20 protein-coding genes, 1 tRNA gene and 1 pseudogene are annotated in these 22,032 nt (G+C 65.4%); 6 read left to right on the top strand and 16 right to left on the bottom strand.

Going from position 1 to position 22,032, the window contains the following annotated elements; translation table 11 throughout:
- Positions 1–14: 14 nt before the first annotated feature.
- From SLQ30_RS25220 to eltD, 12 genes are all read right to left on the bottom strand, one after another.
- Entirely contained in the window at positions 15–779 is a 765-nt protein-coding gene (locus tag SLQ30_RS25220) for a GolD/DthD family dehydrogenase (protein WP_319449658.1), read from the bottom strand.
- Between the two features lie 13 nt (positions 780–792).
- Entirely contained in the window at positions 793–1,842 is a 1,050-nt protein-coding gene (locus tag SLQ30_RS25215; RefSeq protein WP_319449659.1) for a substrate-binding domain-containing protein, read from the bottom strand.
- A 62-nt stretch (positions 1,843–1,904) separates the two neighbouring features.
- Positions 1,905–2,939, bottom strand: a complete 1,035-nt coding sequence (locus tag SLQ30_RS25210) for an ABC transporter permease (RefSeq protein WP_319449660.1) — start codon at positions 2,937–2,939, stop codon at positions 1,905–1,907.
- On the bottom strand, positions 2,936–4,477 hold the full coding sequence (locus tag SLQ30_RS25205; RefSeq protein ID WP_319449661.1) for a sugar ABC transporter ATP-binding protein: 1,542 nt from the start codon (positions 4,475–4,477) through the stop codon (positions 2,936–2,938). The genes SLQ30_RS25210 and SLQ30_RS25205 overlap by 4 nt, the downstream gene beginning before the upstream one ends.
- Positions 4,474–4,950 carry a ribose-5-phosphate isomerase gene (locus SLQ30_RS25200; protein WP_319449662.1) on the bottom strand — a complete coding sequence of 159 codons (477 nt, stop codon included), beginning with the start codon at positions 4,948–4,950 and terminating at the stop codon, positions 4,474–4,476. The genes SLQ30_RS25205 and SLQ30_RS25200 overlap by 4 nt, the downstream gene beginning before the upstream one ends.
- On the bottom strand, positions 4,951–6,693 hold the full coding sequence (locus tag SLQ30_RS25195) for a dihydroxyacetone kinase family protein (RefSeq protein ID WP_319449663.1): 1,743 nt from the start codon (positions 6,691–6,693) through the stop codon (positions 4,951–4,953).
- On the bottom strand, positions 6,690–7,829 hold the full coding sequence (locus SLQ30_RS25190) for an ABC transporter ATP-binding protein (protein WP_319449664.1): 1,140 nt from the start codon (positions 7,827–7,829) through the stop codon (positions 6,690–6,692). The genes SLQ30_RS25195 and SLQ30_RS25190 overlap by 4 nt, the downstream gene beginning before the upstream one ends.
- Positions 7,826–8,956 (bottom strand): ABC transporter ATP-binding protein, encoded by a 1,131-nt coding sequence (locus tag SLQ30_RS25185; protein ID WP_319449665.1) that lies wholly within the window; start codon positions 8,954–8,956, stop codon positions 7,826–7,828. Before SLQ30_RS25185 ends, SLQ30_RS25190 begins: the two co-directional genes overlap by 4 nt.
- Positions 8,956–9,834 (bottom strand): carbohydrate ABC transporter permease, encoded by an 879-nt coding sequence (locus SLQ30_RS25180; protein WP_319449666.1) that lies wholly within the window; start codon positions 9,832–9,834, stop codon positions 8,956–8,958. Before SLQ30_RS25180 ends, SLQ30_RS25185 begins: the two co-directional genes overlap by 1 nt.
- A 5-nt stretch (positions 9,835–9,839) precedes the next feature.
- On the bottom strand, positions 9,840–10,799 hold the full coding sequence (locus SLQ30_RS25175) for a sugar ABC transporter permease (RefSeq protein WP_319449667.1): 960 nt from the start codon (positions 10,797–10,799) through the stop codon (positions 9,840–9,842).
- Positions 10,800–10,811: 12 nt separating this feature from the next.
- The gene (locus tag SLQ30_RS25170; protein WP_319449668.1) at positions 10,812–12,218 is read right to left on the bottom strand and encodes an extracellular solute-binding protein; all 1,407 of its coding nucleotides are present in this window, start codon (positions 12,216–12,218) and stop codon (positions 10,812–10,814) included.
- 28 nt (positions 12,219–12,246) lie between these two features.
- Positions 12,247–13,335 carry an erythritol/L-threitol dehyrogenase gene (eltD, locus tag SLQ30_RS25165; RefSeq protein ID WP_319449669.1) on the bottom strand — a complete coding sequence of 363 codons (1,089 nt, stop codon included), beginning with the start codon at positions 13,333–13,335 and terminating at the stop codon, positions 12,247–12,249.
- Positions 13,336–13,483: 148 nt separating this feature from the next.
- On the opposite strand from eltD, the gene SLQ30_RS25160 reads away from it, so the two are divergent.
- Entirely contained in the window at positions 13,484–14,530 is a 1,047-nt protein-coding gene (locus tag SLQ30_RS25160) for a sugar-binding transcriptional regulator (RefSeq protein WP_319449670.1), read from the top strand.
- A gap of 5 nt (positions 14,531–14,535) precedes the next feature.
- Entirely contained in the window at positions 14,536–15,318 is a 783-nt protein-coding gene (locus SLQ30_RS25155) for a glucose 1-dehydrogenase (RefSeq protein ID WP_319449671.1), read from the top strand.
- Here SLQ30_RS25155 and SLQ30_RS25150 read toward each other — a convergent pair.
- Positions 15,303–16,802 carry an FGGY-family carbohydrate kinase gene (locus tag SLQ30_RS25150; RefSeq protein WP_319449672.1) on the bottom strand — a complete coding sequence of 500 codons (1,500 nt, stop codon included), beginning with the start codon at positions 16,800–16,802 and terminating at the stop codon, positions 15,303–15,305. The two genes, SLQ30_RS25155 and SLQ30_RS25150, sit on opposite strands and share 16 nt — an antisense overlap.
- A 96-nt stretch (positions 16,803–16,898) precedes the next feature.
- Complete coding sequence (locus SLQ30_RS25145) at positions 16,899–18,128, bottom strand: bifunctional glycosyltransferase family 2/GtrA family protein (RefSeq protein ID WP_319449673.1); 1,230 nt, start codon at positions 18,126–18,128, stop codon at positions 16,899–16,901.
- 86 nt (positions 18,129–18,214) lie between these two features.
- Here SLQ30_RS25145 and SLQ30_RS25140 point away from each other — a divergent pair, with 86 nt between their 5' ends.
- Positions 18,215–18,619, top strand: coding sequence for an HIT family protein (locus SLQ30_RS25140; protein WP_319449674.1), 405 nt, complete (start codon positions 18,215–18,217; stop codon positions 18,617–18,619).
- On the opposite strand, the gene SLQ30_RS25135 is transcribed toward SLQ30_RS25140, so the two are convergent.
- Together SLQ30_RS25135 and SLQ30_RS25130 are read right to left on the bottom strand one after the other, a co-directional pair.
- Positions 18,620–20,071 carry a HAMP domain-containing sensor histidine kinase gene (locus SLQ30_RS25135; protein ID WP_319449675.1) on the bottom strand — a complete coding sequence of 484 codons (1,452 nt, stop codon included), beginning with the start codon at positions 20,069–20,071 and terminating at the stop codon, positions 18,620–18,622.
- Between the two features lie 29 nt (positions 20,072–20,100).
- Positions 20,101–20,820 carry a response regulator transcription factor gene (locus SLQ30_RS25130; RefSeq protein WP_319449676.1) on the bottom strand — a complete coding sequence of 240 codons (720 nt, stop codon included), beginning with the start codon at positions 20,818–20,820 and terminating at the stop codon, positions 20,101–20,103.
- Positions 20,821–20,963: 143 nt separating this feature from the next.
- Here SLQ30_RS25130 and SLQ30_RS25125 point away from each other — a divergent pair, with 143 nt between their 5' ends.
- The 3 genes and pseudogenes from SLQ30_RS25125 to SLQ30_RS25115 all read left to right on the top strand — a co-directional run.
- On the top strand, positions 20,964–21,692 hold the full coding sequence (locus SLQ30_RS25125) for a hypothetical protein (RefSeq protein ID WP_319449677.1): 729 nt from the start codon (positions 20,964–20,966) through the stop codon (positions 21,690–21,692).
- A 23-nt stretch (positions 21,693–21,715) separates the two neighbouring features.
- Positions 21,716–21,790, top strand: a tRNA-Thr gene (locus tag SLQ30_RS25120).
- Positions 21,791–21,847: 57 nt separating this feature from the next.
- Positions 21,848–21,928: pseudogene (locus tag SLQ30_RS25115) on the top strand (HNH endonuclease); the annotation flags it as partial.
- Between the last annotated feature and the right edge of the window lie 104 nt (positions 21,929–22,032).

Raw genomic sequence — 22,032 nt, 5'->3', positions numbered from 1 at the left:
CCACCGCCGAATGCCTACTTGATCGTGTAGCCGCCATCGATCATCAGGTCGGCCCCGTTGACCATGGCCGAAGCGTCAGCCGCCAAATATATTGCCGCCGCGGCGATTTCGTCCGGATAGGCGAATCGCCCGATCGGGATCAGTTTCTTGAGCGCTTCGCCGTGCGGGCCGTCCCACGCCTTGCGGCCGAGTTCGGTGAGCACCACTGTCGGTGAGATCGTGTTGACGCGCACACCGCGCGGACCCCATTCGGCAGCCAGCACCTTCGACATTCCCACCACGCCGAACTTCGACGCACAGTAGGCCACGTGCTGGTCGAGCGCGACGGTGGCGGCCTGCGAAGCCATGTTGACGATGACCCCGCTACCCGCCCGAAGCATCGACGTTCCGACGGCTTGACACATCAGGAACGTGCCCTTGAGGTTCACGTTCATGGTGGTGTCCCACGCCCTCTCCGACAGCTCCTCGGCAGGAGCGAGTTGCACGACGCCTGCGCTGTTCACCAGGATGTCGATCCGCCCGAACGCGTCCAGCACCGCGTCGACGGTGCCTCGCACCGAATCAGCATCGGCGACGTCGCAATGGAAGCCCTGGCTTTCTGTGGCGAGTCCGTCAGCCGCTCGAGCCGCACCGGCCTCGTCGCGATCCACGACCGCGACGCGAGCCCCCTTCGCGGCGTAGGCCGCGGCGATGGCCGCCCCGATGCCGGCGGCTCCGCCGGTCACCACGGCGAACTTGCTCTCTAACCCAAAGTCGAAATCGAGGCTGCCCAAGGACATTACAACGCTCCAGTCATGGCTGCTTCTGACCTGGGATGCCCTCGTAGGCGATGTCGCCGGTCTTGAGGTTCGCGGCGGTCAGCGCACTGAGGCCGTCGAGGAACTTCTGACGCTCGGTCACGACGTGCTGGATTGCGACGTCGACGTTCGCCTTGGTGATGGCAGGCATGATGTACACGGGGTCGGTGTTGACCTGTTCCTTCTTGGCCAACGCGTTGGCGACGGCTAGCCCTGCGGACAGTTCGACCGTGCCGTTCTGCAGTGAAGTACCGATGAACTCCCCGCTCTTGACCGCGTTGAGGCCGTCCTCAATACCGTCGATCCCGACGATCGGCACGTCCGTGCGACTTGATTCCTTGAGCGCCTGCAGGGCACCGAGGCCCATGTCGTCGTTCTCGGCGACGACGGCGTTGATCTGGGGTCCGAAGCCCGAGATCCAGTTCTTCATCTTGTTGACGGCCTCGTCGCGCTTCCAGTTAGCGGTGTCCTTGGCGAGCACCTTGATATCTGGATACTTGGCGAGCACCTGCTCGATACCCTTGGTGCGGTCGATCTCACCGGACTGTCCGAGCGGGCCCTGCAAAATCACGATGTTGCCCCTACCGCCGAGCCGGTCAGCCATCATCTGCATCTCCTGCTGACCCGCGGCGACGTCGTCGGGCTGGACGTTGCCCGCGATGTCCTTGCTGTTGAGTGCCGCATTCACCGGAACCAGCGGGATTCCCTTGGCCTTGGCCGAAGCCACCTGCGGTCCGAGCGAATCCGCCTGCACCGGAACGACGATGATGGCGTCGACACCCTGGTTGATCATCGAGTCGACCTGGCTGGCCTGGGTGGAGACGTCGAGGTTGGCTGAGTTCCACACCAGCTCGATGTTGTTGTCCTTGGCGTATTGGTCCATACCCTCTTTGCCCGCAGTGATGAACGAGCTCATGTCATACACCGTGACGCCGATGCGTTTGGTGTCCTTGTTGGCCGTGGTGTCGCCTGCACCGCAGGCGGTCAGGCCAAGGCCCAACGCGGCCGACGAGGCGACGGCCACGATCTTGGTGTGGAATCTCATCGGTTCTCTCTTTCTGGTGGGAAATCTGAATACTTCTGCGGCACCGGACCGTTCCTCCGCGGTCAGGTCCGCCTCCTGGTGGACCACACGTCGACGGCGACCGCCGCGACGATGAGCACTCCCTTGATGACGTCCTGCCAGTACGCGGGCACCACGAGGATGTCGAGGCCGTTGTTCAACGTCATGATCATGAAGAGGCCCAACGCGGTTCCCCATATGCTTCCGCGGCCACCCATGAGACTTGCGCCACCGATGACGACGGCCGCGATGGCGTCGAGTTCGTATCCCTGACCCAGATTCGGCGGCCCCGAGATGACGCGTGATGCGAGCATCACCCCGGAGATACCGGCGAGCAGACCCGAAATCGCGTAGACGCTGAACAGCACGTTCTTTGCGTTGATGCCTGCGATCTCGGCGGCGTTGCGGTTGCCGCCGACGGCGTAGACGCGCAAACCGTAGGTGGTGCGCTTCATGATGACAGCCAGCGCGATGATGCCTGCGATCATCAGCAGCACCGGAATCTGCAAGCCGAGCATCTTGGTGTTGGCGATGGAACCGAACTCCGCGGGCAGCCCGTTGATGGGCGCGCCGCCTCCAATCACGTAGGCCAGGCCAGAGCCTGCGGTGAGGGTGCCCAACGTCGCGATGAACGGTGGAACATTGATGCGCGACACCAGGATTCCGTTCACCGCCCCCACTCCCAGCCCGACAATCATGGCCACCAGGACGGTCATCCACACCTGGCCGGGATTGGACTTGGCGGTGGCGGCGCCCGCCATGGCCGACACGGCGATCACGCTGCCGACTGAGAGGTCGATGCCGCCGGTCAGGATGACCAGCGTCTGACCGAGCGCGATCAGTGCGAATGGGGCTGCTGCCACCAGGATGGTGATGAGGTTGTCAGGTGTGGCAAAACGCGCACTGCGGTAACTGAAGTACGCGATGACGAGCAGGACGACGATCACCATGGAATAGCGCAGGAGGATGGCCGAGATCCATTGCCTAGAGAACAGCTTGACCGGTTCGCCGGAGACCGGTGACGCGACGATGTGACTCGCCTCTGCTGGCCGATCGCTTTCGGTGAGTTCTGCGGTCACGAGGCCTTCTCTTCTGTGGGCTCTGCCGTCTTGGCATCGAGCGCGGTGGCAAGGCGGAAGACAGACTCCTGAACCTCTGGATGGTCGAGTGCGTCGCGATCGAGTTCGCCGACGAACGCGCCGCGGCGCATGACGAAGGCCCGGTGGGACAGTCCGACGATCTCGAGCATGTCCGAGGACGCCATCACCACCGCCATTCCTTGCGCCGCGAAATCGGCAACGATGCGGTAGATCTCGCTGCGGGCGCCGACGTCGACCCCGCGGGTGGGTTCATCCAGAAGCAGCACGTTGACTTCGCCGATCAACCACCGCGCCAACACCACCTTCTGCTGATTGCCGCCGGAGAGCGTGCCGACTTCTTGACCGAGCCCGCGGCTACGCAGTCGCACCGACGACATCACGTCGGAGACCGCCTTCGTGCGCGTCTTCCCCCGTAACCAACCGGCAAAGGAGAAAGTGGATAGGCGTGGAAGTGATCCGTTGTCCAGCACGCTCATCGACAGCACCACGCCGGAGAGTTTGCGATCTTCTGGCACCATCGCCATTCCCGCGCTGATCGCCGCGGCGGGCTGATTTCGCTTGACCAGCCGTCCGCGCACCGTGACGCCGCCTGCGATCGTGGTGTGGGCCCCGAAGATCGACTCGAGCAGTTCGGTTCGGCCCGCGCCGACCAGTCCGGCCAGGCCGACGATCTCGCCGGCGCGCACAGAGAACGAGACCGGGCGCTCCGCGCCCTGGACATGCAACTCACGCACCTCGAGGACGGTGTCGGTGCCTGGTCGCGGGCGCTGCGGGAACAGCGTGCCGAGTTCACGGCCGATCATCGCGGTGACGATCTCGTCGTCCGATACGTCAGCGATCGGGCTGTCCAGGATCAGTCCACCGTCGCGCAGCACCACCACCCTGTCGGCGATGGCCCGGATCTCGGCCATTTTGTGCGTGGTGTAGACCATCGCCACCCCATGGTCACGCAGGCGGCGCACGATGCCGTACAGCCCTTCGATCTCGCGTTCGGAGATTGCCGACGTGGGCTCGTCGAGCATCACGACGCGCGCGCCAGTGCGGGCGGCCTTGACGATCTCGACGATCTGCCGAAGCCCGACGGGGAGGCTGCCCATCCGTGCGGTCGGCGAGATCACGACGTCGAACAACCCCAACGTCTCGCGAGCCTCGGCAATCATCGCGCGCCGGTTCAGAAATGGTCCGCGGCGCAGTTCCCTTCCGACGAAGAGGTTTTCGTAGACCGTCATATCCTCGATGGAAGCCAGCTCCTGGGGAACGATGGCCACCCCGTGGCGGACGGCATCGCGGGGATTCCCGGGTGTCAGAGGGTTGCCGCTCACCGAGACGGTGCCCCCGTCGGCGCTGTACTGCCCGCTGATGATCTTCATCAACGTGGACTTGCCTGCCCCGTTCTCTCCGGCCAGCGCCGTCACTGTCCCCGGTTCGAGGCGAAGGGTGACGCCTTCAAGTACCGGTACGCCACCGAAACCTTTTGTGATGTCTCTACATTCGAGCAGCGCGTCGGTCACCGTCATTCTCCAGTGGTGCGCGTGGCCGGCTCGTAATCACCGATGGCATCGACCTTGCCCGCCGAGGCGCTCTGCGGATCGAACTCGTATCCCACCCAATCGCGGGCGAGCCGCCTGGCTAGTTCGAGGCCGATGACGCGCTGGCCGAAGCACAGCACTTGTGCGTTGTTCGACAGCACCGACCGCTCGACGGAGAAGCTGTCGTGAGCGGTCACGGCGCGGACACCTGGCACCTTGTTGGCGCTTATCGCGACGCCCAAACCCGTGCCGCACACCAACAGTGCGCGATCCGCCGTACCGTCGGCCACCATGCGCGCCGCGGCCACCGCAACATGCGGGTAGGCCGTGTTCTCGTCGGCGCCGACGCCGACGTCGATGACCTCACCGACGCGATCGTCGGAGAGCAGGTCGCCCTTGAGCGCTTCCTTGTATTCGTATCCGGCATCGTCGGAGCCGACGACCACCCTGAGCTTCGGCATCTATGTGTCTCCTTTGGCATTCGCGACAAGGCTTTCCGCGACGGTGTGGGCACACATCGCCAGCGAGGTGGCACCTGCGTCGGGGGTACCGACGCTGCGCTCCGCCAGCGGACGCGCACGGCCCACCTTCGGCCTCAGGTCGGCGGTTCCCAGGGCCGCGTCGGTGGCGACGCCGGCGGCAGACCGCCAGGCGTCCTGCCACTGCTCGCCGTCGCCGACGCGCCGCTCCAATTCCTCGACGAACGGCAGCATCGAGTCGAGCATCGTCTTGTCGCCAGGCGAGGCGCCACCGAGTTGAACCAACGCCTCGTAGCCGTCACGCATTGCTGTGGAAACCGCCGCGGCATCGGGACGGCCGGTATCCCCGAGTCGCGCCCCGATCGCCGACAACATCGCACCCCACAACACGCCAGAGGTACCGCCTGCCTTCGCGGCCCACGCCTTCCCCGCTGCGGCGAGCACCGAACCTTGGCCCGCATCCTCCGCAACGGCACGCTCGGCCGCGTCGCGCGCTGCGCTTGAACCCTTGACCATGCCGCGGCCGTGATCACCGTCGCCCGCGACCGCATCGATGCGACCGAGTTCGTCCTCGGCGTCGGCAAGCATGGCCGCCAGTGCCGCGACGGCACGCGCGACGGCCTCGCCGCATCGTCGGCCGTCGTCATCGGACAGCTCCCGTGCCGGTCGGGCGTCCGACTCCGCGTCGGCGGCCGCGTCCGTACGGACCTCGCCTTCGTCGACGGCGGAGGCAGCGCCCTTGCGGTAGGCGGGCGTGTCGGTCGGTGCAGTCCAATATCTTTCGAGCTCGTCGTCCAACCACATGATGGTGAGCGAGCATCCCGCCATGTCGAGGCTCGTGACCAGCTCGCCTACCTCGGGCTCGACCACCGTGTAGCCGCGCTCCTTCAGGAGCTCCGAGACGGTACCCCACACGACGAAGAGCTCCTCGTACTTGGTGCGGCCGAGACCATTCAAAATCACTGCGATTCGGCGTGATTCGACATCGGGGTTGTCCGCCAACACCCCGTCGACGAGCGTGACGGCCAAATCGTGGGCCGACGGCATCGGGTGGTCGGCGACGCCTGGTTCGCCGTGGATGCCCAACCCCAATCCCATGTGCCCCTCCGGCACGGTGAACAGCGGGTGGTCGGCGCCAGGCATGGTGCAACCGTCGAAAGCGACGCCGAGGGTACGCGTCGCATCGTTGGCGGCGTTGGCCACCCGCACCACGGCCGCGAGGTCCAGCCCCTCCTCGGCAGCCGCACTGGCGCACTTGAAGACGGTGAAGTCACCAGCGATTCCACGGCGTTTGGCTTCTTCGCCGCGTTGGGCGCTCGCCACGTCGTCGGTGACGGCGAAGTACTCCGCGTCGATGCCTTCACCACGGAGCTGATTGACGGCGAGGGTGAAGTTCATGACGTCACCGGCGTAGTTGCCCGTCGTCAGCAGAACACCCGCATCGCTGTGCGCGGCGCGCGCCACCGACGCTGCGTCCTCGGCCGACGGTGAGGTGAAGATGTTGCCGACGACCGCTCCGTCGGCGAAGCCGGCACCGACAATGCCACAGAAGGCCGGGTAGTGGCCCGAGCCCCCACCGGTGACGACCGCCACCTTGCCCGGCCGCGTCTTCCGCGCACGCACGACACCCCCGGGGACACCTGCGACGTAGCGCTTGTTGGCATCGAGGAAGCCCATGAGCATGTCCTCGGTGAAGCGGGCGGAGTCGTTGAACAGCTTGGTCATCGGAGCCGAGCTCCACTGTCGGCGTCGAACAGGTAGACCCGTTCGGGTGCCGCGGTGACGACGACCTTCTGCTCGGGTTCGTAGCTCTCCTGCGCAGGGGTCTGAACGACGATTCCGTCCTCCAACCCGGCAACCGTGCTTGTCGCCAGACCGAATTCCAAGAGATGCTCGAAATAGGCCACGGTGGTGTGGATTCCAACCCCGTCGCTGGCCAGTGCGCAGTCCTGCGGGCGGATACCGACGATGACCGTGGTCCCGTCTATCACACTGGTGACACTGGTCTCCAGCTGGCCTTGCCCTGGGCCGATCTCGACGCGCACTCGCCCACCGACCGATTTGGCGGTGCCACGCAACACGTTGATCTGCGGCTCGCCGACGAAGCCTGCGACGAACAGATTCGCCGGGTCGTCGAACACCTCGTCGGGGGTGCCGAACTGCTGGACGATGCCGGCATCCATGACCGCGAGCCGGTCGGCAAGCGACAGGGCCTCCACCTGGTCGTGGGTGACGACGATGGTGGTGTAGCCGAATTCGCGCTGGAGCACCTTCAACTCGCGGCGAACCCGCTGCCGAGCCGACGCGTCGAGATGGCTCAGTGGCTCGTCGAGCAGCAGTACCGGCGGGTTGCGGACCAGCGCCCTCGCAAGGGCCACCCGCTGCTTCTGGCCACTGGAAAGACCGGCCGGCCGCAGGTCGAGCAAGTCGTCCATCTCGAGGCGGTCGCTGATCGATGCGACCATCGCCTCGGCACCCTTCACCTTGCGTGCCTTGAGCCCGTAGAGCAGGTTGTCGCGGACCGACAGCGGCGGATAGAGCGCATAGCTCTCGAAGCCAACGCCGATCCCCCGTTTCGCTGCCGGAAGTTGCGAGATCTCGCGGTCGCCGATCTTGATCGAGCCGCTCGTCACCGTCTCCAGCCCAGCGATCATCCGCAGCGTGGTCGTCTTGCCGCAGCCCGAAGGGCCAAGCAGCGCAACGAGCTCGCCTGGTTCGATGGCCAGATTGATGCCCTTGACCGCCGTGACGGAATCTCGGCCCCGCGACGCGTACGTCTTCACGAGGTCGGTCAGCGTCAGGCTCTGGGCCGCGGCAGCCGAAGTTCCCGTCGCGGGGGCCTGCTTGGTTGTCACCGTCACTGTGCTGCCTCCAGGGAGCCGCGATCGGCGGCTGAACCCGCCAGTCGATTGGTGTCTCCATCGCCCGATGCAAAGACGTGGACGTCTGAATCGGCGATCCTCATAGTCACGTTGTCGCCTTCGCCGACACCGTGCCTGCCGGAGGTCAACGCGATCAGCTGCGCGCCGCCCACGTCCACGGTCAACTCGATGTTCCGGCCCAGTCGCTCGGCGAGCAACACCTTGCCTCGGAGCGAACCCTCACCGCTGGTCACGTGAAGATCGCAGGGCCGCAATCCCACTCGCACGCGGTCTCCGCGGTCGACGCTGGTGCCGCTCGGGACCGCGACGTCTAGGGAGCCGTCTGCGAGCCGGATCCGGCCGTCGTCGACGACACCGTCGAGGAGGTTGATCTCCGGCTGTCCGAGCGAGCGCGCGACGAAGGTGTCCGCGGGTTGGCGCCAGATCTCCTCCGGTGTGCCGATCTGCACCAACTTCCCACGATTCATCACGGCGATGCGATCGCCGAGGGCGAGTGCCTCTTGATAATCGTGGGTGACGTAGATGGTGGTGGTGTTCGACATCGCGCCCAGTTGCTTGAGTTCGGCGCGCATCGCGGCGCGCAGTTTGGCGTCGAGGTGGCTAAGCGGTTCGTCGAGGAGGTAGACGTCCGCAGGGCGCACCAGCACGCGGCCGAGCGCAACGCGTTGGCGCTGCCCGTTTGACAGCTCGCGCGGAAAACGCTTGAGCAGGTGGTTGATTCCCAGCGTGGTGGTCACCTGATCGATGCGCTCGGTGCGCTGCTGCTCGGAGTACTTGCCAGTGCGGCCCGACTTGAGCGGCGACGCGAGGTTCTCGCTGACCGTCTTCTGTGGGTACAGCGCATAGCTCTCGAACGCCATCGCCACGTTGCGGTGGTAGGGCTCGACCAGGGTCATGTCGGTTCCGCCGATGTGTACCGACCCGGCATCGACGTCGACCAGTCCCGCAATCGATTTGAGCGTCGTGGTCTTGCCTGCGCCACTCGGGCCGAGGATCACGAAGAACTCGTTGTCGGTGATGTCTACGGTGATGCCGTCCAGCGCTGTGACTCTATTGGAAGTCGTACCGTAGGACTTGCGCAGTGCTTCGACTGAGATTGCGGCCATCAGGCCTTCACCGCCCCGAATGACAGGCCTCGCACCAGGTAACGCTGGATGGTCAGCGCGAGGATGAGTGGTGGCAACGCAGCGATGAGGGCTGCCGCGGCCGTGAGGTTGTAGTAGGCCTGACCGCCGCCGCCGAGGAACTTGGTGATGGCGACGGTGACCGTGCCCGCATTGCTGTCGGCCAGGATCAACGGGAACACGTAGTTGTTCCAGGCGAAGATGAACGCCAGCAGCGCGGCAGCGGCGATGCCCGGCCGCACGATCGGCAGCGCCACCATGACGAACGCCCTCGTGCGGGTGTAGCCGTCAAGCAGCGCGGCCTGCTCGAGGTCCTCGGGAAGGTCCTCGAAGTACGACCGCAGGATCCAGACCACCAGCGGCATCGTCACCAGCTGGAGCACCCAGATCATCCCGACCTTCGTATCGAAGAGCCCGATCTGGTTGTAGATGACGAAGAGCGGGACGATCACCATCAGTTCCGGCGCGAACCGGAACGACAACATCTGGAACATCAGGTCGTTGCTGCCTTTGTACTTCCAGCGCCCTGCCGCGTAGGCCGCCGGGATGCCGATCACCAGGGACACGATGACGGCGCCGCCGCAGTTGAGCAGGCTCGTCAACATGGCGGTCTTGAAGTCGACGCTCGTCATCTGAGTGCCTTTGTCGGACAACACTGTTGCGAAGTTCGACCATGTGGGGCTGAACGAGAAGTAGGTGGTGGTCTGCTCCTGGGCGTTCTTCAGGGCCAGCATCAGCATCCAGAAGATCGGGAACAGCGAGAAGAGGAACCAGATGATCACGCCGACGTCCGCAGTGACCGCTCCGGCGGACACCCGCTTCTGGCCGGGGAGGAGCTCTTGCCTGCTGAAAAGTGCCATGGCTCTTAGGACTCCGCTCCCGCAGCACGACGCTGCGCTTTGCCGAGCACGCTCACCAGGTAGCGCGCGGTGATGAAGACGATGATCCAGAGCAGCAGCATGTAGGTGCTGCCTCGGGAGTAGTCGAGGTTGATGATCGAGTCCTCGAACGCTCCGATCTGCAGCGTGCGCGTCGCCACCCCTGGGCCGCCCGCGGTCAGCACGTAGATGTGGTCGAACACCTTCAGGTTGTCCATGAAGCGGAAGATGACGGCGACCAGGATGTACGGCCACAGCATCGGCAGCATCAACTTTCGGAACATGTAGAACCAACTGGCGCCGTCCACCTCCGAGGCCTCGAACGGTTCCTTCGGCAGCGACCTGATGCCTGCCAGCACCAGGATCGCGACGAACGGGGTGAAGATCCACAGATCAACCAGGATCACCGAGAACAGCGCATTAGCACTCGACAGCCAGTCGAAGGTATTGCCAAGGCCCAGCATGTGATTGAGGATGCCGAACTGGGGGTTGAACATCAGCTTCCAGATGACGCCAGCGATGACGGGCGCGATCATCAGCGGAAGGATCAGGACCTTCTCGAAGATCTTGCCGATGATCGACGACCGGTTCAGCAGCAGCGCCAGGCCGACACCGAGCGTCGTCTCGATCGCGGTAGCCACGACGGCGAAGATGCCGGTGACCTTCACGCTCTGCCAGAAGACCTGGTCGCCGAGCACGGACTTGAAGTTGTCAAACCAGACGAAGTGCGGATGGGGGTTGACCGCCGCGTAGTTCAGGAACGCGTAGTAGGCGCCGACGAAGAACGGGTAGAGGATGCCGATGACGATCACCAGGGCGGGGATCGACAACAGGTACGGCCGCAGCTTGCGCCGCCAGGTCGGCACCTCGGGCATGGACCGCTTCTGAACTGCAGCAGGCTGCTCCGGCGTGTTCGCCGGTGGAGCCTTGGGGGTCTGAGTGGTCATGGGCCAGGGCTCCTAGAGGTTGACCTTGGAGGTGTTGGTCTTGGCGAGGCTGCGCAGGCGGGAGGCCGCATCGTCGCCGCCGTAGATGTCCTGCAGCGCCACGGCCCAGTTCTGCGTGGTGTCGAAGAACTTCTTCTGCGGGGTGAACTGGATCTGCGAGGATCCGATGACGGTCTCGAACGTCTGGAGGTAGCCGAACTGGTCGGCGGCAACACGCTTGAACGTGGTGTCGAACACCGACTTTCGCACCGGGTCGGCATACGTACCGCCCTCGACGGCCTTGTTCATCGACTCCTTGCCGGTGGCCCATTGCATGAACAACCACGCGGGAAGCTTGTTGCGACTATTCGCCGACATCGCCCAACTCCACGTCCAGAGATTGGTCTTGTAGTTGCCGTCGGGACCGGCGGGGCCGGGGTACCACGCGAGGTTGCCTGCCTCCTTACTCGCGCCCGGCTTGTTCTTGGGATAGGTGGCGCTGTCGGCGTCGAAGACCATCATTGCCTTCCCATCGCCGAGATCACCTGTGGCGTTGGGATAGTCGTAGGTCGTCCATGAGGTAGGGCCCGCTTGGTGCTGCATATCGATCCACTTCTTGGTGAAGTCGATCGCCTTGTCGCTGTCCATCTCGGCGATCAGTTCGGTGCCGTTGAAGGTGTAGTCGACGGCGCCCTCGCGCGTGTACTGCGTCATGAAGCCCGGGTGGATGGTTGCCCAGGACTTGGAACCGCGCGTCGAGATGCCGTACCGGTTCTGCGAGCGGTCGGTCAGGTCGACGGCCAGCTGAATGAAGTCGTCGAGCTTGTCCGGGAGTTTCTTGATGCCCTTCTCGTCGAAGATCCGCTTGTTGTAGGCGACGACGTTGTTCTCAAAGCCCCACGGGATCGCCCACTGCCCGCCGGTGCCCAGCGGGTTGCCGAGCGTGAAGTCCCAGCGGGTGGAGGTGCGCAACCCCTCGAAGATGTCCTCGAAGTCGTACTCGGCGTTGGTGGCAGCGGTGTTCTGCAGCCACGGGTTCAGGTCCTCGATCCATCCTGGCGGTCCGTACTGCCAGATGAAGTACGCGCCGAGCATGAAGGCATCGTGCTTGCCGGAACCGCCCGCGAGTTCGGTGTTGAGCTTGGTGAAGTAGTCGGCCTCGGGCACCAGATCGACGTTGACGGTGATTCCGGTGAGCTCCGTGAATTCCTTCAGCAGCGGTTGGTAGGACAGCTGGTACGGGTGCGGCGTCTGAAGGATGTTGATGGTGGACCCCGACGCCTTCTTCCAGTCGAAACCGCCTCTGACCTCCGACGCGCCGTTGGGCAGGCTCGGCTTTCCGCCAACGCCACAGGCACTCAGGATCGGCAGGCTCGCCGCGGCGGCGCCGGCCAGGCCCATGGCCGCCAGCATGTTGCGCCGTGACAGTTCTCGACTCATCTCGTGCCCTTCGCTTCGATGCGGTTGATCACGCCGGAATCAACGAGACCTTGACCGACTCTTGGCCGCTGGCGACCAGGTCGAGGCCCTTCTGAAACTCGCTGAGCGGCAACTGATGTGTGCAGATCTTGTCCATCGGCAGCACCCCGGACTCGATCATCTTGATCGCCGCGGGCCAGCAGTAGGGACCGAGGTGAGCGCCAAGCACGTCGAGCTCCTTGTCGTCGCTGATGATGCTCCAGTCGACGGACGTGTCGCTGCCGAAGACGCCGTACTCGACGTAGCGGCCGAGCTTGCGTAAGAGGTTGAGCCCCTGGGGAACCGCGGAAGGATGGCCGGTGCCCTCCAGGTAGACGTCGGCACCGTAACCGTCGGTGAGTTCCTTGATCAGGCTGACGGCATCCTGCTCGGCGATGTTGATCGTGATGTCGGCGCCACACGCCTTCGCCAGTTCGAGCTTCTCCGGTGCCATGTCCAGCGCGATGACGTGCATCGGGTTCTTCGCACGTGCGCCTGCGACCATTCCAAGTCCGATGGGTCCGCAGCCCGCCACCACGACGACGTCTTCGAAGGTGATCTGGCCGCGCTCGACGGCGTGCAGCGAGCAGGACAGCGGCTCGGCGAACGCCGCATGTGCGGGCGGGATGTCGCCGGAGACCTTGTGCACCAACGCTTCCACCGGATAGGTCATGTAACTGGCCATCGCGCCCGGTGTGCGCCGCTTGAAGCCGTAGAGATCGTGTGGCTGACACATGTGGTACTGACCCCGCTTACAGAATCGGCACTCCCAACAGGGCACGATCTGCTCGGATACCACGCGGTCGCCGACGGCGATACCCCATCGACATGCGGCCGCGTCGTCGAGTTCGACTACGCGCCCGACGAATTCGTGGCCGGGGATGACCATCGTCTCGGCCCATGCGGGACGGTTCGCGTCACCCCAGAACTTGGCCGCGCCGTGGTAGCACTTCAAGTCGCTTGCGCAGATGCCGACGGCCTCCACACGGATGAGCGCCTCGCCTGGCTTGCGCTCGGGAACCGCGACCTCTTCGAGTCGGTAGTCGTGCGGTCCGTGGCAGACCACGGCTTGCATCTTCTCCGGGACTTGGTCGGCCATCTGAGCTCCTTCGATGTCGGTGAACCGGCCGTCACAGCGCGCTGCCGATGTGGTTCCGATCACAGTAAAACAACTGGTGCACAAATGTCCAGAACAATTGTTCAGTGAAAATCCACCCCGCACAGATGTGCGGTGCCATACTCGTCACGTGCCAGCGTCAGCACAGCCAGGAGAACCGAACGGCGTCGACGGCGTCGCGCCGGAGGCCGACGCGGGCCCGTTCCCTGCGTCGTTGCTGTACACGGCGGCGAAGCTCTACTACACCGAGGACGCCACCCAGGCCGACGTCGCGGCACGGCTGGGCACCAGTAGGGCGACGGTGAGTCGGCTGCTCGCCGAGGCCAAACGGCGCGGCATCGTGCGCATCGAGGTGGTGCCGCCTGACGAGGTAGCTACCAGCGATCTGACCGACCGGCTTGCTCGTGCGCTATCTCTGACCACGGTGTTCCTCAGCCATTCGCTGCCCAACCCCGGCGCCGGTCGGACGGTCGTGGACGTGATGGGCGGCACCCTGGCCCCGGCCGTCGGTCGCGCGCTGTCGGCGGCCGGGCTGTTGCCTGGCGACGTACTGCTGGTGTCGTCTGGTCGCACCGTCTACGAAGTGGCGCAGTACGAGCTCAGCTCGCTTCCCGGCGTGCTCGTGGCGCCGACCGTCGGCGGCAACGACCAGCCCGAGGAGTGGTACCAGACCAACGAGATCACCCGATTGGTCGCCAACCGGGTGGGTGGTCGGCCGAACTACCTGTTCGCTCCGGCGCTGCCTGGACCCGACCTCTATCCGTCGCTACTGAAGGATCCGAGCATTCAACGTGTTCTGCACCTCTGGCCGCGGGCGCGCTGCGCGTTGATGGGCGTCGGTGCGCCACCTTTGATGCGGTCGGACATCCCGCGTTTCGTGCCAACGGATTCGACGTCACTGCGCTCGGCGGTGGGTGACGTGTGCTCTCGGTTCTACGACAGGGCTGGTGACGAAGTCGACTTCGACGGACGCGAGCGGCTGATCGCCTTGGAACTCGAGGCGTTGCGCCACGTCCCGGTGACGATCGCGGTCGCGGTCGGCCACGAGAAGATCGAGTCGATCGTCGCCGGCGCGCGCGGTGGCTATTTCAACCAACTGGTCACGGATCCGGCCACCGCGACGGCGATCCTCGCCAGCCTTGGAAAGGGTGACGAGACCACGAAAGGGAGATCGTGACGACGATGGCGGAACCCCGCTACGCGGGCGCACTGCGACTCGACGGCAAGCGCGCCCTGATCACCGGTGCCTCCAAGGGCATTGGGGCGGATATCGCACGAGCGTTTGCATCGGCCGGCGCCAAGGTGGTGCTCAGCGGTCGCGACGAGGGTGAGTTGGCCGCCGCCAAGGCCGCATTGATGTCCGAGTTCGGTGGCGAAGTACACACCGCCGCAGTTGATCTCGCACGCGCGGATGGTCCCGACCAGCTCGCCCGGCTCGCAGCCGAGGCGTTCGGCGGCCTCGACGTACTGGTGAACAACGCAGGCATCTCGCATCCGCAGCCGGTGCTGGAGACCGATCCGGCGTTGTTCGACCAGACGATCGCCGTGAACTTGCGGGCCCCCGCGCTACTGGCGTCGGCCGTCGGCGCCGTCATGGTCGCCCAAGGCACCGGCGGCTCCATCGTCACGGTGGCGTCGGCGGCGGCACTTGCACCGCTACCCGACCACTACGCGTACTGCGTATCGAAGGCGGGGCTGGTGATGGCGACCAAGGTGCTCGCGCGCGAGCTTGGTCGGTACGGCATTCGCGCTAACTCGGTGTGCCCCACGGTGGTCCTCACCGAGATGGGCCAACGGGTCTGGGGCGAGCGAGAGAAGGCTGCGCCGATGCTCGCTCGAATCCCGCTGGGGCGCTTCGCCGTTCCGCAGGAGGTGTCGGATGCGGTGGTGTGGCTGGCGTCGGACGCGGCAGCGATGATCAACGGCGTCGACATTCCCGTCGATGGCGGCTACACGATGGGCTGACGCCACGCGGGTTCGCTTTCGGCGAGCGCGTGCATCTGATCGCGCGTCGCCGGGTACAGCTGACACCACGTCGCGTACAAGTTCTCATACAGGTCGCAGGTGCGCGGGTTTGGGATGATTTCGCGAGCGATCTTGGTCCAATCCGTGTCGGGCGGCACCAACCCGACCCCGATCGCGGCAAGCAGTGCATCGCCGTAGCTGGCGCCGATAGCCTGTTCGGGAACGAGTTGCGGCCGCCCGGTGATGTCGCTGACCGCCTGTGCCCAGACGGGACTGTGCAGGCCACCTCCGACGGCCACGGTCCTACTGGCGCTGTGGGCGTCGTCGAAGCGCTCGAGAATTTGTCGGATGCCGAACGAAATCCCTTCGTAGGCCGCCCGAACGAGATGTCCGCGTCCGTGCCGCAAGGTCAGGCCTGCGACGATGCCCCGCGCGTGCGGGTCGAACACGGGGGTTCGCTCGCCTGCCAGGTACGGCAGGATCAGAAGTCCTTCGCTACCGGGCGGCACGCTCTGCGCCTCAGCCGTCAGTTCGTCCAACGACGCTCCGCCGGTGACGTTTTGCAACCACGAGATCAGGCCGCCCGCCGTAGACGTGCCGGCCGCCAGCGCCAGGCTGTCCCGTTCGACACCCGCCGTGGTCCACAACGCCGGGTCGCTGTGAAACTGGTCGATGACCTGCACCAAGAACATCGTCGAGCCGTACATCAGCATCTGATCCCCCGGCCGGCGCACGCCGACCGAGAACGCCTCGGAGTAGGCGTCGACGGTGCCTGCTGCCACCGGAGTGCCAACGGGCACCCCGGTCGCCTCGGCTGCCGCCGCGGTGACGGAGCCGATCACGTCACCGGGCCATACCAGTCGCGGCAGCGGCAGGTGTCGGCAAATCCGTTGCGCCCATTGCTGATTCCACTCGAACTCGCGTATCGCATACAGGGGAGCGCACTGGCTGGCAGTGTGGTGATCCATCACGTATTCACCAGTCAGCTTGGCGCCGATATAGGAGTTCGAGCCGTACCAGCCGGTGGCCCTGTCGAAGACGTCGGGTTCGTGGCGGCGCACCCACTCCAGCTTCGGGCCGACGGCTTGACTCGACAGCAACGTGCCTGCGCGGTCCAGAATGTTCTGCTCGCCGAGTTCTGTGGTCAGCGAGTCGATCTCGGCGGCGGCCCGTGTGTCGACGCCGTAGAGGATCGCCGCACGCAGTGGCCGCAGGTCGTCATCACACAAGACGAGGCAGGGTCCAACGCCACTGACGCACATCCCGGCCAGCGATGCGCCCGCGGGCATCTTCGCCGTCAGCGCGGCGCTGATCGAGCACACCTCACGCCACCACAAGCCCTCGGCGTCCACCTCGGCCCAACCGGGCCGCGGCAGCTCCATCGAGTGGGCGATCGCTTGTGAGGCCAGCACCACACCGGTTCGGTCGACGAGGACGCCCTTCGTGCTCCCGGTGCCGAGGTCGATTCCTAGCAGCAAGTCCACGCGCCAACCCTACGTGGACGTCGCGGATCAGAACCGCGCTACGAAGCGAATCGTCCGCGACATCCGTCTCGGAGATATGGATCCGCCACCACCGCGCTAGCGGCGGCCGACTCCGAAAACCCGCCGCAGCGCAATGAACCTGACCAACGTGGCGACCAGGTTGGCGACGACGAGCACCGACAGTTCGAACTCCTTGCTCACCGTTGGGTCATAGCGGTGCAACGCGAACAGCGAGCCGCTGGTGATGGCCAACCCGAACGCGAACACCAGCAGCCCGTGCAACTGATGTCGCGCCACTCCGGTGCGCCCACGCACGCCAAAGGTGAACGCGCGGTTGGCCGCAGTATTCGCAATGGCGGTGAGCAGCAGCGCGATGAGGTTTGCGGCCTGCGCCCCGATCATCGGGTGCAACAGCAGATAGAGCAGCGCGTAGGCGATGGTGCTGACGACGCCCACGATGCCGAAACGCACCAGCTGGCCGACCATTCCAGGCGGCACGCCTGGCACCAGTGGCTCACGACCGAGGCTCGCCTGCAGTTCGCGCAGCGGCAGGGCTCCCGTCGCGAGCGCACGACCCACCCGCCAGCACCCCTTCAGATCTTCGATGGCCGTCGCCACCACGTCGACGCGCGAGTCCGGATCGTCGATCCAGTCGACGGGGACTTCGTGGATGCGCAGCCCCGCACGTTCGGCGATCACCAACAACTCGGTGTCGAAGAACCAGCCCGTGTCGGCGACCAATGGCAACAACTGTCGTGCGACGTCGGCTCGCATGGCCTTGAATCCGCACTGCGCGTCGGAAAACTGGGCGCCGAGGAACCCGCGCAGGATCAAGTTGTAACTGCGCGAGACGAATTCACGCTTGGGCCCGCGCACCACCCGTGAGGACGCCGACAACCTCGACCCGATGGCGACGTCGGAGTGCCCTGAGATCAACGGCGCCACCAGCGGCATCAACGCGGTCAGGTCGGTCGAGAGATCGACGTCCATGTACGCCACGACGGCCGCCGGCGACGTCGTCCACGCCGTCTGCAGTGCGCCGCCGCGGCCCTTGTTGGGCAGGTGGATGACCTCGACGTCGGAGAGCTCGTCAGCGAGCCGCCGTGCAACCTCCAGCGTGCCGTCCGTACTGGCGTTGTCGGCCACCGTGATTCGCGCCGGATACGGCACTTCGGCGGCGAGGAACTCATGGAGTCGTCGAACGCTGCCTGGAAGGTCGCGCTCTTCGTTGTACACCGGGATGACGATGTCCAAGACGTATTGGCGCGTGGCGACGCCGGCGCACCCGTCAACGCGGGCCGGGCTGGAAATCGCCAGTTCGGTCATGGCGTCTACCGTCGCCGAGCTAGCTGCTACGGATCTGCCCCGGCGCTGGGAACGTGCTGTTAGCGCCATCTGGCATGCTCGGTTCCATGGCCTCCGTGTTCACGATGATCATCAACCGCCAAATCCCCGGCCGGTTCGTCTACGAGGACGACGAGGTGGTCGCCTTCCTGACGATCGAGCCGATGACGCAGGGCCACACCCTGGTGGTGCCGCGAGCGGAGCTCGACAACTGGCAGGACGTCGACCCCGCGGTGTTCGCACGGGTGATGGCGGTCTCGCAACGCATCGGCAAGGCTGTCTCCAAGGCCTTCGACACGGAGCGGTCCGGCCTCATCATCGCCGGACTCGAGGTGCCGCATCTACACGTGCACGTGTTCCCCGCCCGCAACCTGTCCGACTTCGGCTTCGCGAACGTCGACCGCAATCCGTCGCCGGAATCCCTCGACGAGGCGCAGGCAAAGATCAAAGCCGCACTGGCTCAACTGGATTGATTACGAATTGACCGACGCCGGTACTTCAGGCGCGTGCACTTCGGCGATGCGCGGCAAGTGCACGGTGAACCGGCACCCCTCCCCCGGAGCCGTCGTCACGCTGACGGTGCCGCCGTGCGCGAACACCAGCGAGTCGACGATCGACAGGCCCAGGCCGGTGCCTCCGCTGGCGCGGGCCCGCGAGGAGTCGGCACGGTAGAAGCGCTCGAAGACGCGGTGTGCGTCGTCTTGGCTCATGCCGGGGCCCTGGTCGCAGACCTCGAGGATGGCGTCGTCCTCCCTGGTGCCCACCCGGACCGCGATGCCTGCCGTCTCGGGGGTGTGTTGCACGGCATTGGCCACCAGATTGCCCATCACCTGCCGCAACCGGGCCTCGTCCCCGAGCACTTCCGGGGTGCCGGGGCCGTCGAACACCTCCATGGTTATCGAACGCTTCGGCGCGATCGACTGCGCGTCGTGGACGGCGTCGCTGGCCAGCGCGAGCAGGTCGACCCGATGCCGTTCCAGCGGCCTTTGCGCGTCGAGCCGCGCCAGCAGCAGTAGGTCCTCGACGAGCAGGCCCATGCGCCGCGATTCGCTCTCGATGCGGTTCATCAGCATTTCGACGTCGCGTGCGGCGCCTTGTCGGTACAACTCGGCGAATCCGCGGATGGTGGTCAGCGGGGTGCGCAACTCGTGGCTGGCGTCGGTGATGAAGCGCCGCATGCGGTCCTCGGATGTGCGGGCGTGTTCAGCCGATGCCTCCGACGAGGCGACCGCACGCTGGATTTGGGCAAGCATGCCGTTGAGCGCCAACGAAAGCCGACCCACCTCGGTTCGGGAGTCGCGCTGCGGGATCCGTCGGTCGAGCTCACCGCCCGCAATCGCGGCCGCAGTCTGCTCGACTTCGACGAGCGGCCGCAGGCTCCGATGCACTACTGCGAAGCCGGCGACGCCGATCACCAACAACACCGCGACGCCGATCCCGACCTGTGACCACACCAGCGCGCGCACCGTCGACGACACGTCGGACAGGTCGATCGCCACGGTCGTCAGCTCGCCCCGCACACCGCGCACCGTCATCGCACGCCACTGGACATCGGAATGGTCGACGGACCCGACGGTCACCGGCACGGGGCCGACGTCGTTGTCGTCTGGCAGTGCCGGCTCTGCCTCACGGTCGTTGACGGCCATCCAGATGCGGCCATCCGGGTCGATCCCTCGGACGTAGAAGTTCGACGGCGGCCGCGCGGGGTTGGGCCCCTCGACTGGCGTGGACGGCATGCGGCGCGGTGCCTGCGCCCAGCCGCGCGACGCATCGAGCAACGTCTGGTCGACGCGGTTGATCAGGCTGTGCCGCAGAATCGAGGTGACGGCGACACCCGAGGCGAGCAGGCCGCACGCAACCAACACGAGGGTCGCGGCCACCAGCCCGACCCGCAGGGGTATGCCCCGGCCACGAGTACTCGCCATACCCCTATTGTTCGCGAACTTCGCGAAAACTACCGTGGCTCGCGCAGAACGTAACCTACGCCGCGCAGCGTGTGAAGCAGTCGCTTCTCTCCGGTGTCGATCTTGCGCCGCAGGTAGGACACGTAGGACTCGACGACATTGACGTCGCCGCCGAAGTCGTAACGCCACACGTGGTCGAGGATCTTCGGCTTCGAAAGCACAGTGCCTGCGTTGATGATGAAGTACCGCAGCAACGTGAATTCGGTCGGCGACAGCGAAACCGGTTCGCCGGCCTTCCACACCTCGTGGGTGTCCTCGTCGAGTTCGATGTCGGCAAACGTCAGCTTCGCAGTGCGGGGCTCCTCGACACCTCGGCCGGTGCGGCGCAGGATCACCCGCAGCCGCGCCACCACCTCTTCGAGGCTGAATGGCTTGGTCACGTAGTCATCGCCGCCGAGCGTCAGCCCAGTGATCTTGTCCTGCAACGTGTCTCGCGCGGTCAAGAACAAGGCGGGCGCATCGATGCCGTCGGCACGCAGCCTGCGCAGCACGCCGAACCCGTCCATCCCCGGCATCATGACGTCGAGGATCACGGCGTCGGGCTTGATCTCGCGCGCCTTGTCGAGCGCGGCAGGGCCGTTGGAGGCGGTGTGCACCTCGAACCCCTGAAATTTCAAGCTCACCGAAAGCAGTTCGACGATGTTGGTTTCGTCGTCGACCACCAGGACGCGCGCCTCTGGGACGCTCTCGGGCAGTGCAGCCATAGCCATGACAGCTAATCTCCTCCCATTCACTTGGAATAGCGCTGCGGGAGGGCTGTGAGCTTCCTGTGAGTTATTCACAGGAGCATCACAGCTGAGTGGCGGCACAGCAAGACCACGAGGATGTGTGACGAGCGCCATACACTGGGTGGATGAATCTCGGCAAAGCCTTGGTCGACCTAGCGACCGCCCCGGCGCGCATCGGTCTTGCCGTCGCCGACGTCGGCTTGAACGTGGCCACCGGAGCACTGGGAATGGCTCAGCGCACGCTGGGTGACACCGACTCCGGCGCAGGTCCAGGGTCCGTCGCCCACCTGTTGGGCATCGACGACGCCATGGTGCGCGCCAACCGAGTGGCACGGCTGATCGACGAGGATCAGCCGTTGGGCCGCGCGCTTGCACCCGACGGCGCGCTCGACCGGCTACTGCGTCCAGGTGGTCTGGTCGATCGGCTGACCGCCCCTGGTGGTGTGCTCGACCGTTTGACCGAGGAGGACGGCGGGCTGATGCGCGCCATCGAACCGGGCGGACTCGTCGATCAGTTACTCGACGAGGATGGCCTGGTCGAGCGTCTGCTGGCCGAGGACGGGCTGGCCGACCGGTTGCTCGCCGAGGGCGGCCTTGTGGAGAAGCTCACCGCGCGCAACGGACCGCTCGAGCAATTGGCGGACGTTGCTGACACCCTCAATCGACTGGCGCCAGGGCTGGAGGCGCTCGCCCCCACCATCGAGACACTCAGGGAAGCGGTCATCACGCTCAGCGCGGTGGTCAATCCGTTGAGCAACATCGCCGACCGGATTCCGTTCCCCGGCAGGCGGCCCCGTGGGCGGACACCGACGCGTCCGGTGACGTCGCAGCGGGTTTACGACGTCGACGAGTGAGCCGATAAGCTGTCAGGCCGCAGGCCTCCTTAGCTCAGTGGTAGAGCACTCGTCTTGTAAACGAGATGTCATCGGTTCAATCCCGATAGGAGGCTCCAACTTCGGCTCGATTCGGCGACGACTTCTTGTCGGTGGCCAGTCGTAGCGTCGTCCGCGTGAGACAGTGTCGCGGCTGTGGGTCACCGCTTTCGAAACGCAGTCAGAAGATCTACTGCGGTAACGCATGTCAGGTGTCGACCGTCGCGTAATTCCCCCGGGGTGTCCGTCACGTAATTCCGCCACCCGGTGGGCCTCGGTGTAGGTCTACCGGGTGGGTTTGGTGTTGTCTACTGGCGCGCTA

This window comes from Mycobacterium sp. RTGN4 (assembly GCF_033804635.1).
In the GTDB taxonomy this organism is placed as follows: Bacteria; Actinomycetota; Actinomycetes; order Mycobacteriales; family Mycobacteriaceae; genus Mycobacterium.
The sequence above is the reverse complement of the archived record's forward strand: the minus strand, read 5'-3'. Positions and strand labels throughout refer to the sequence as shown.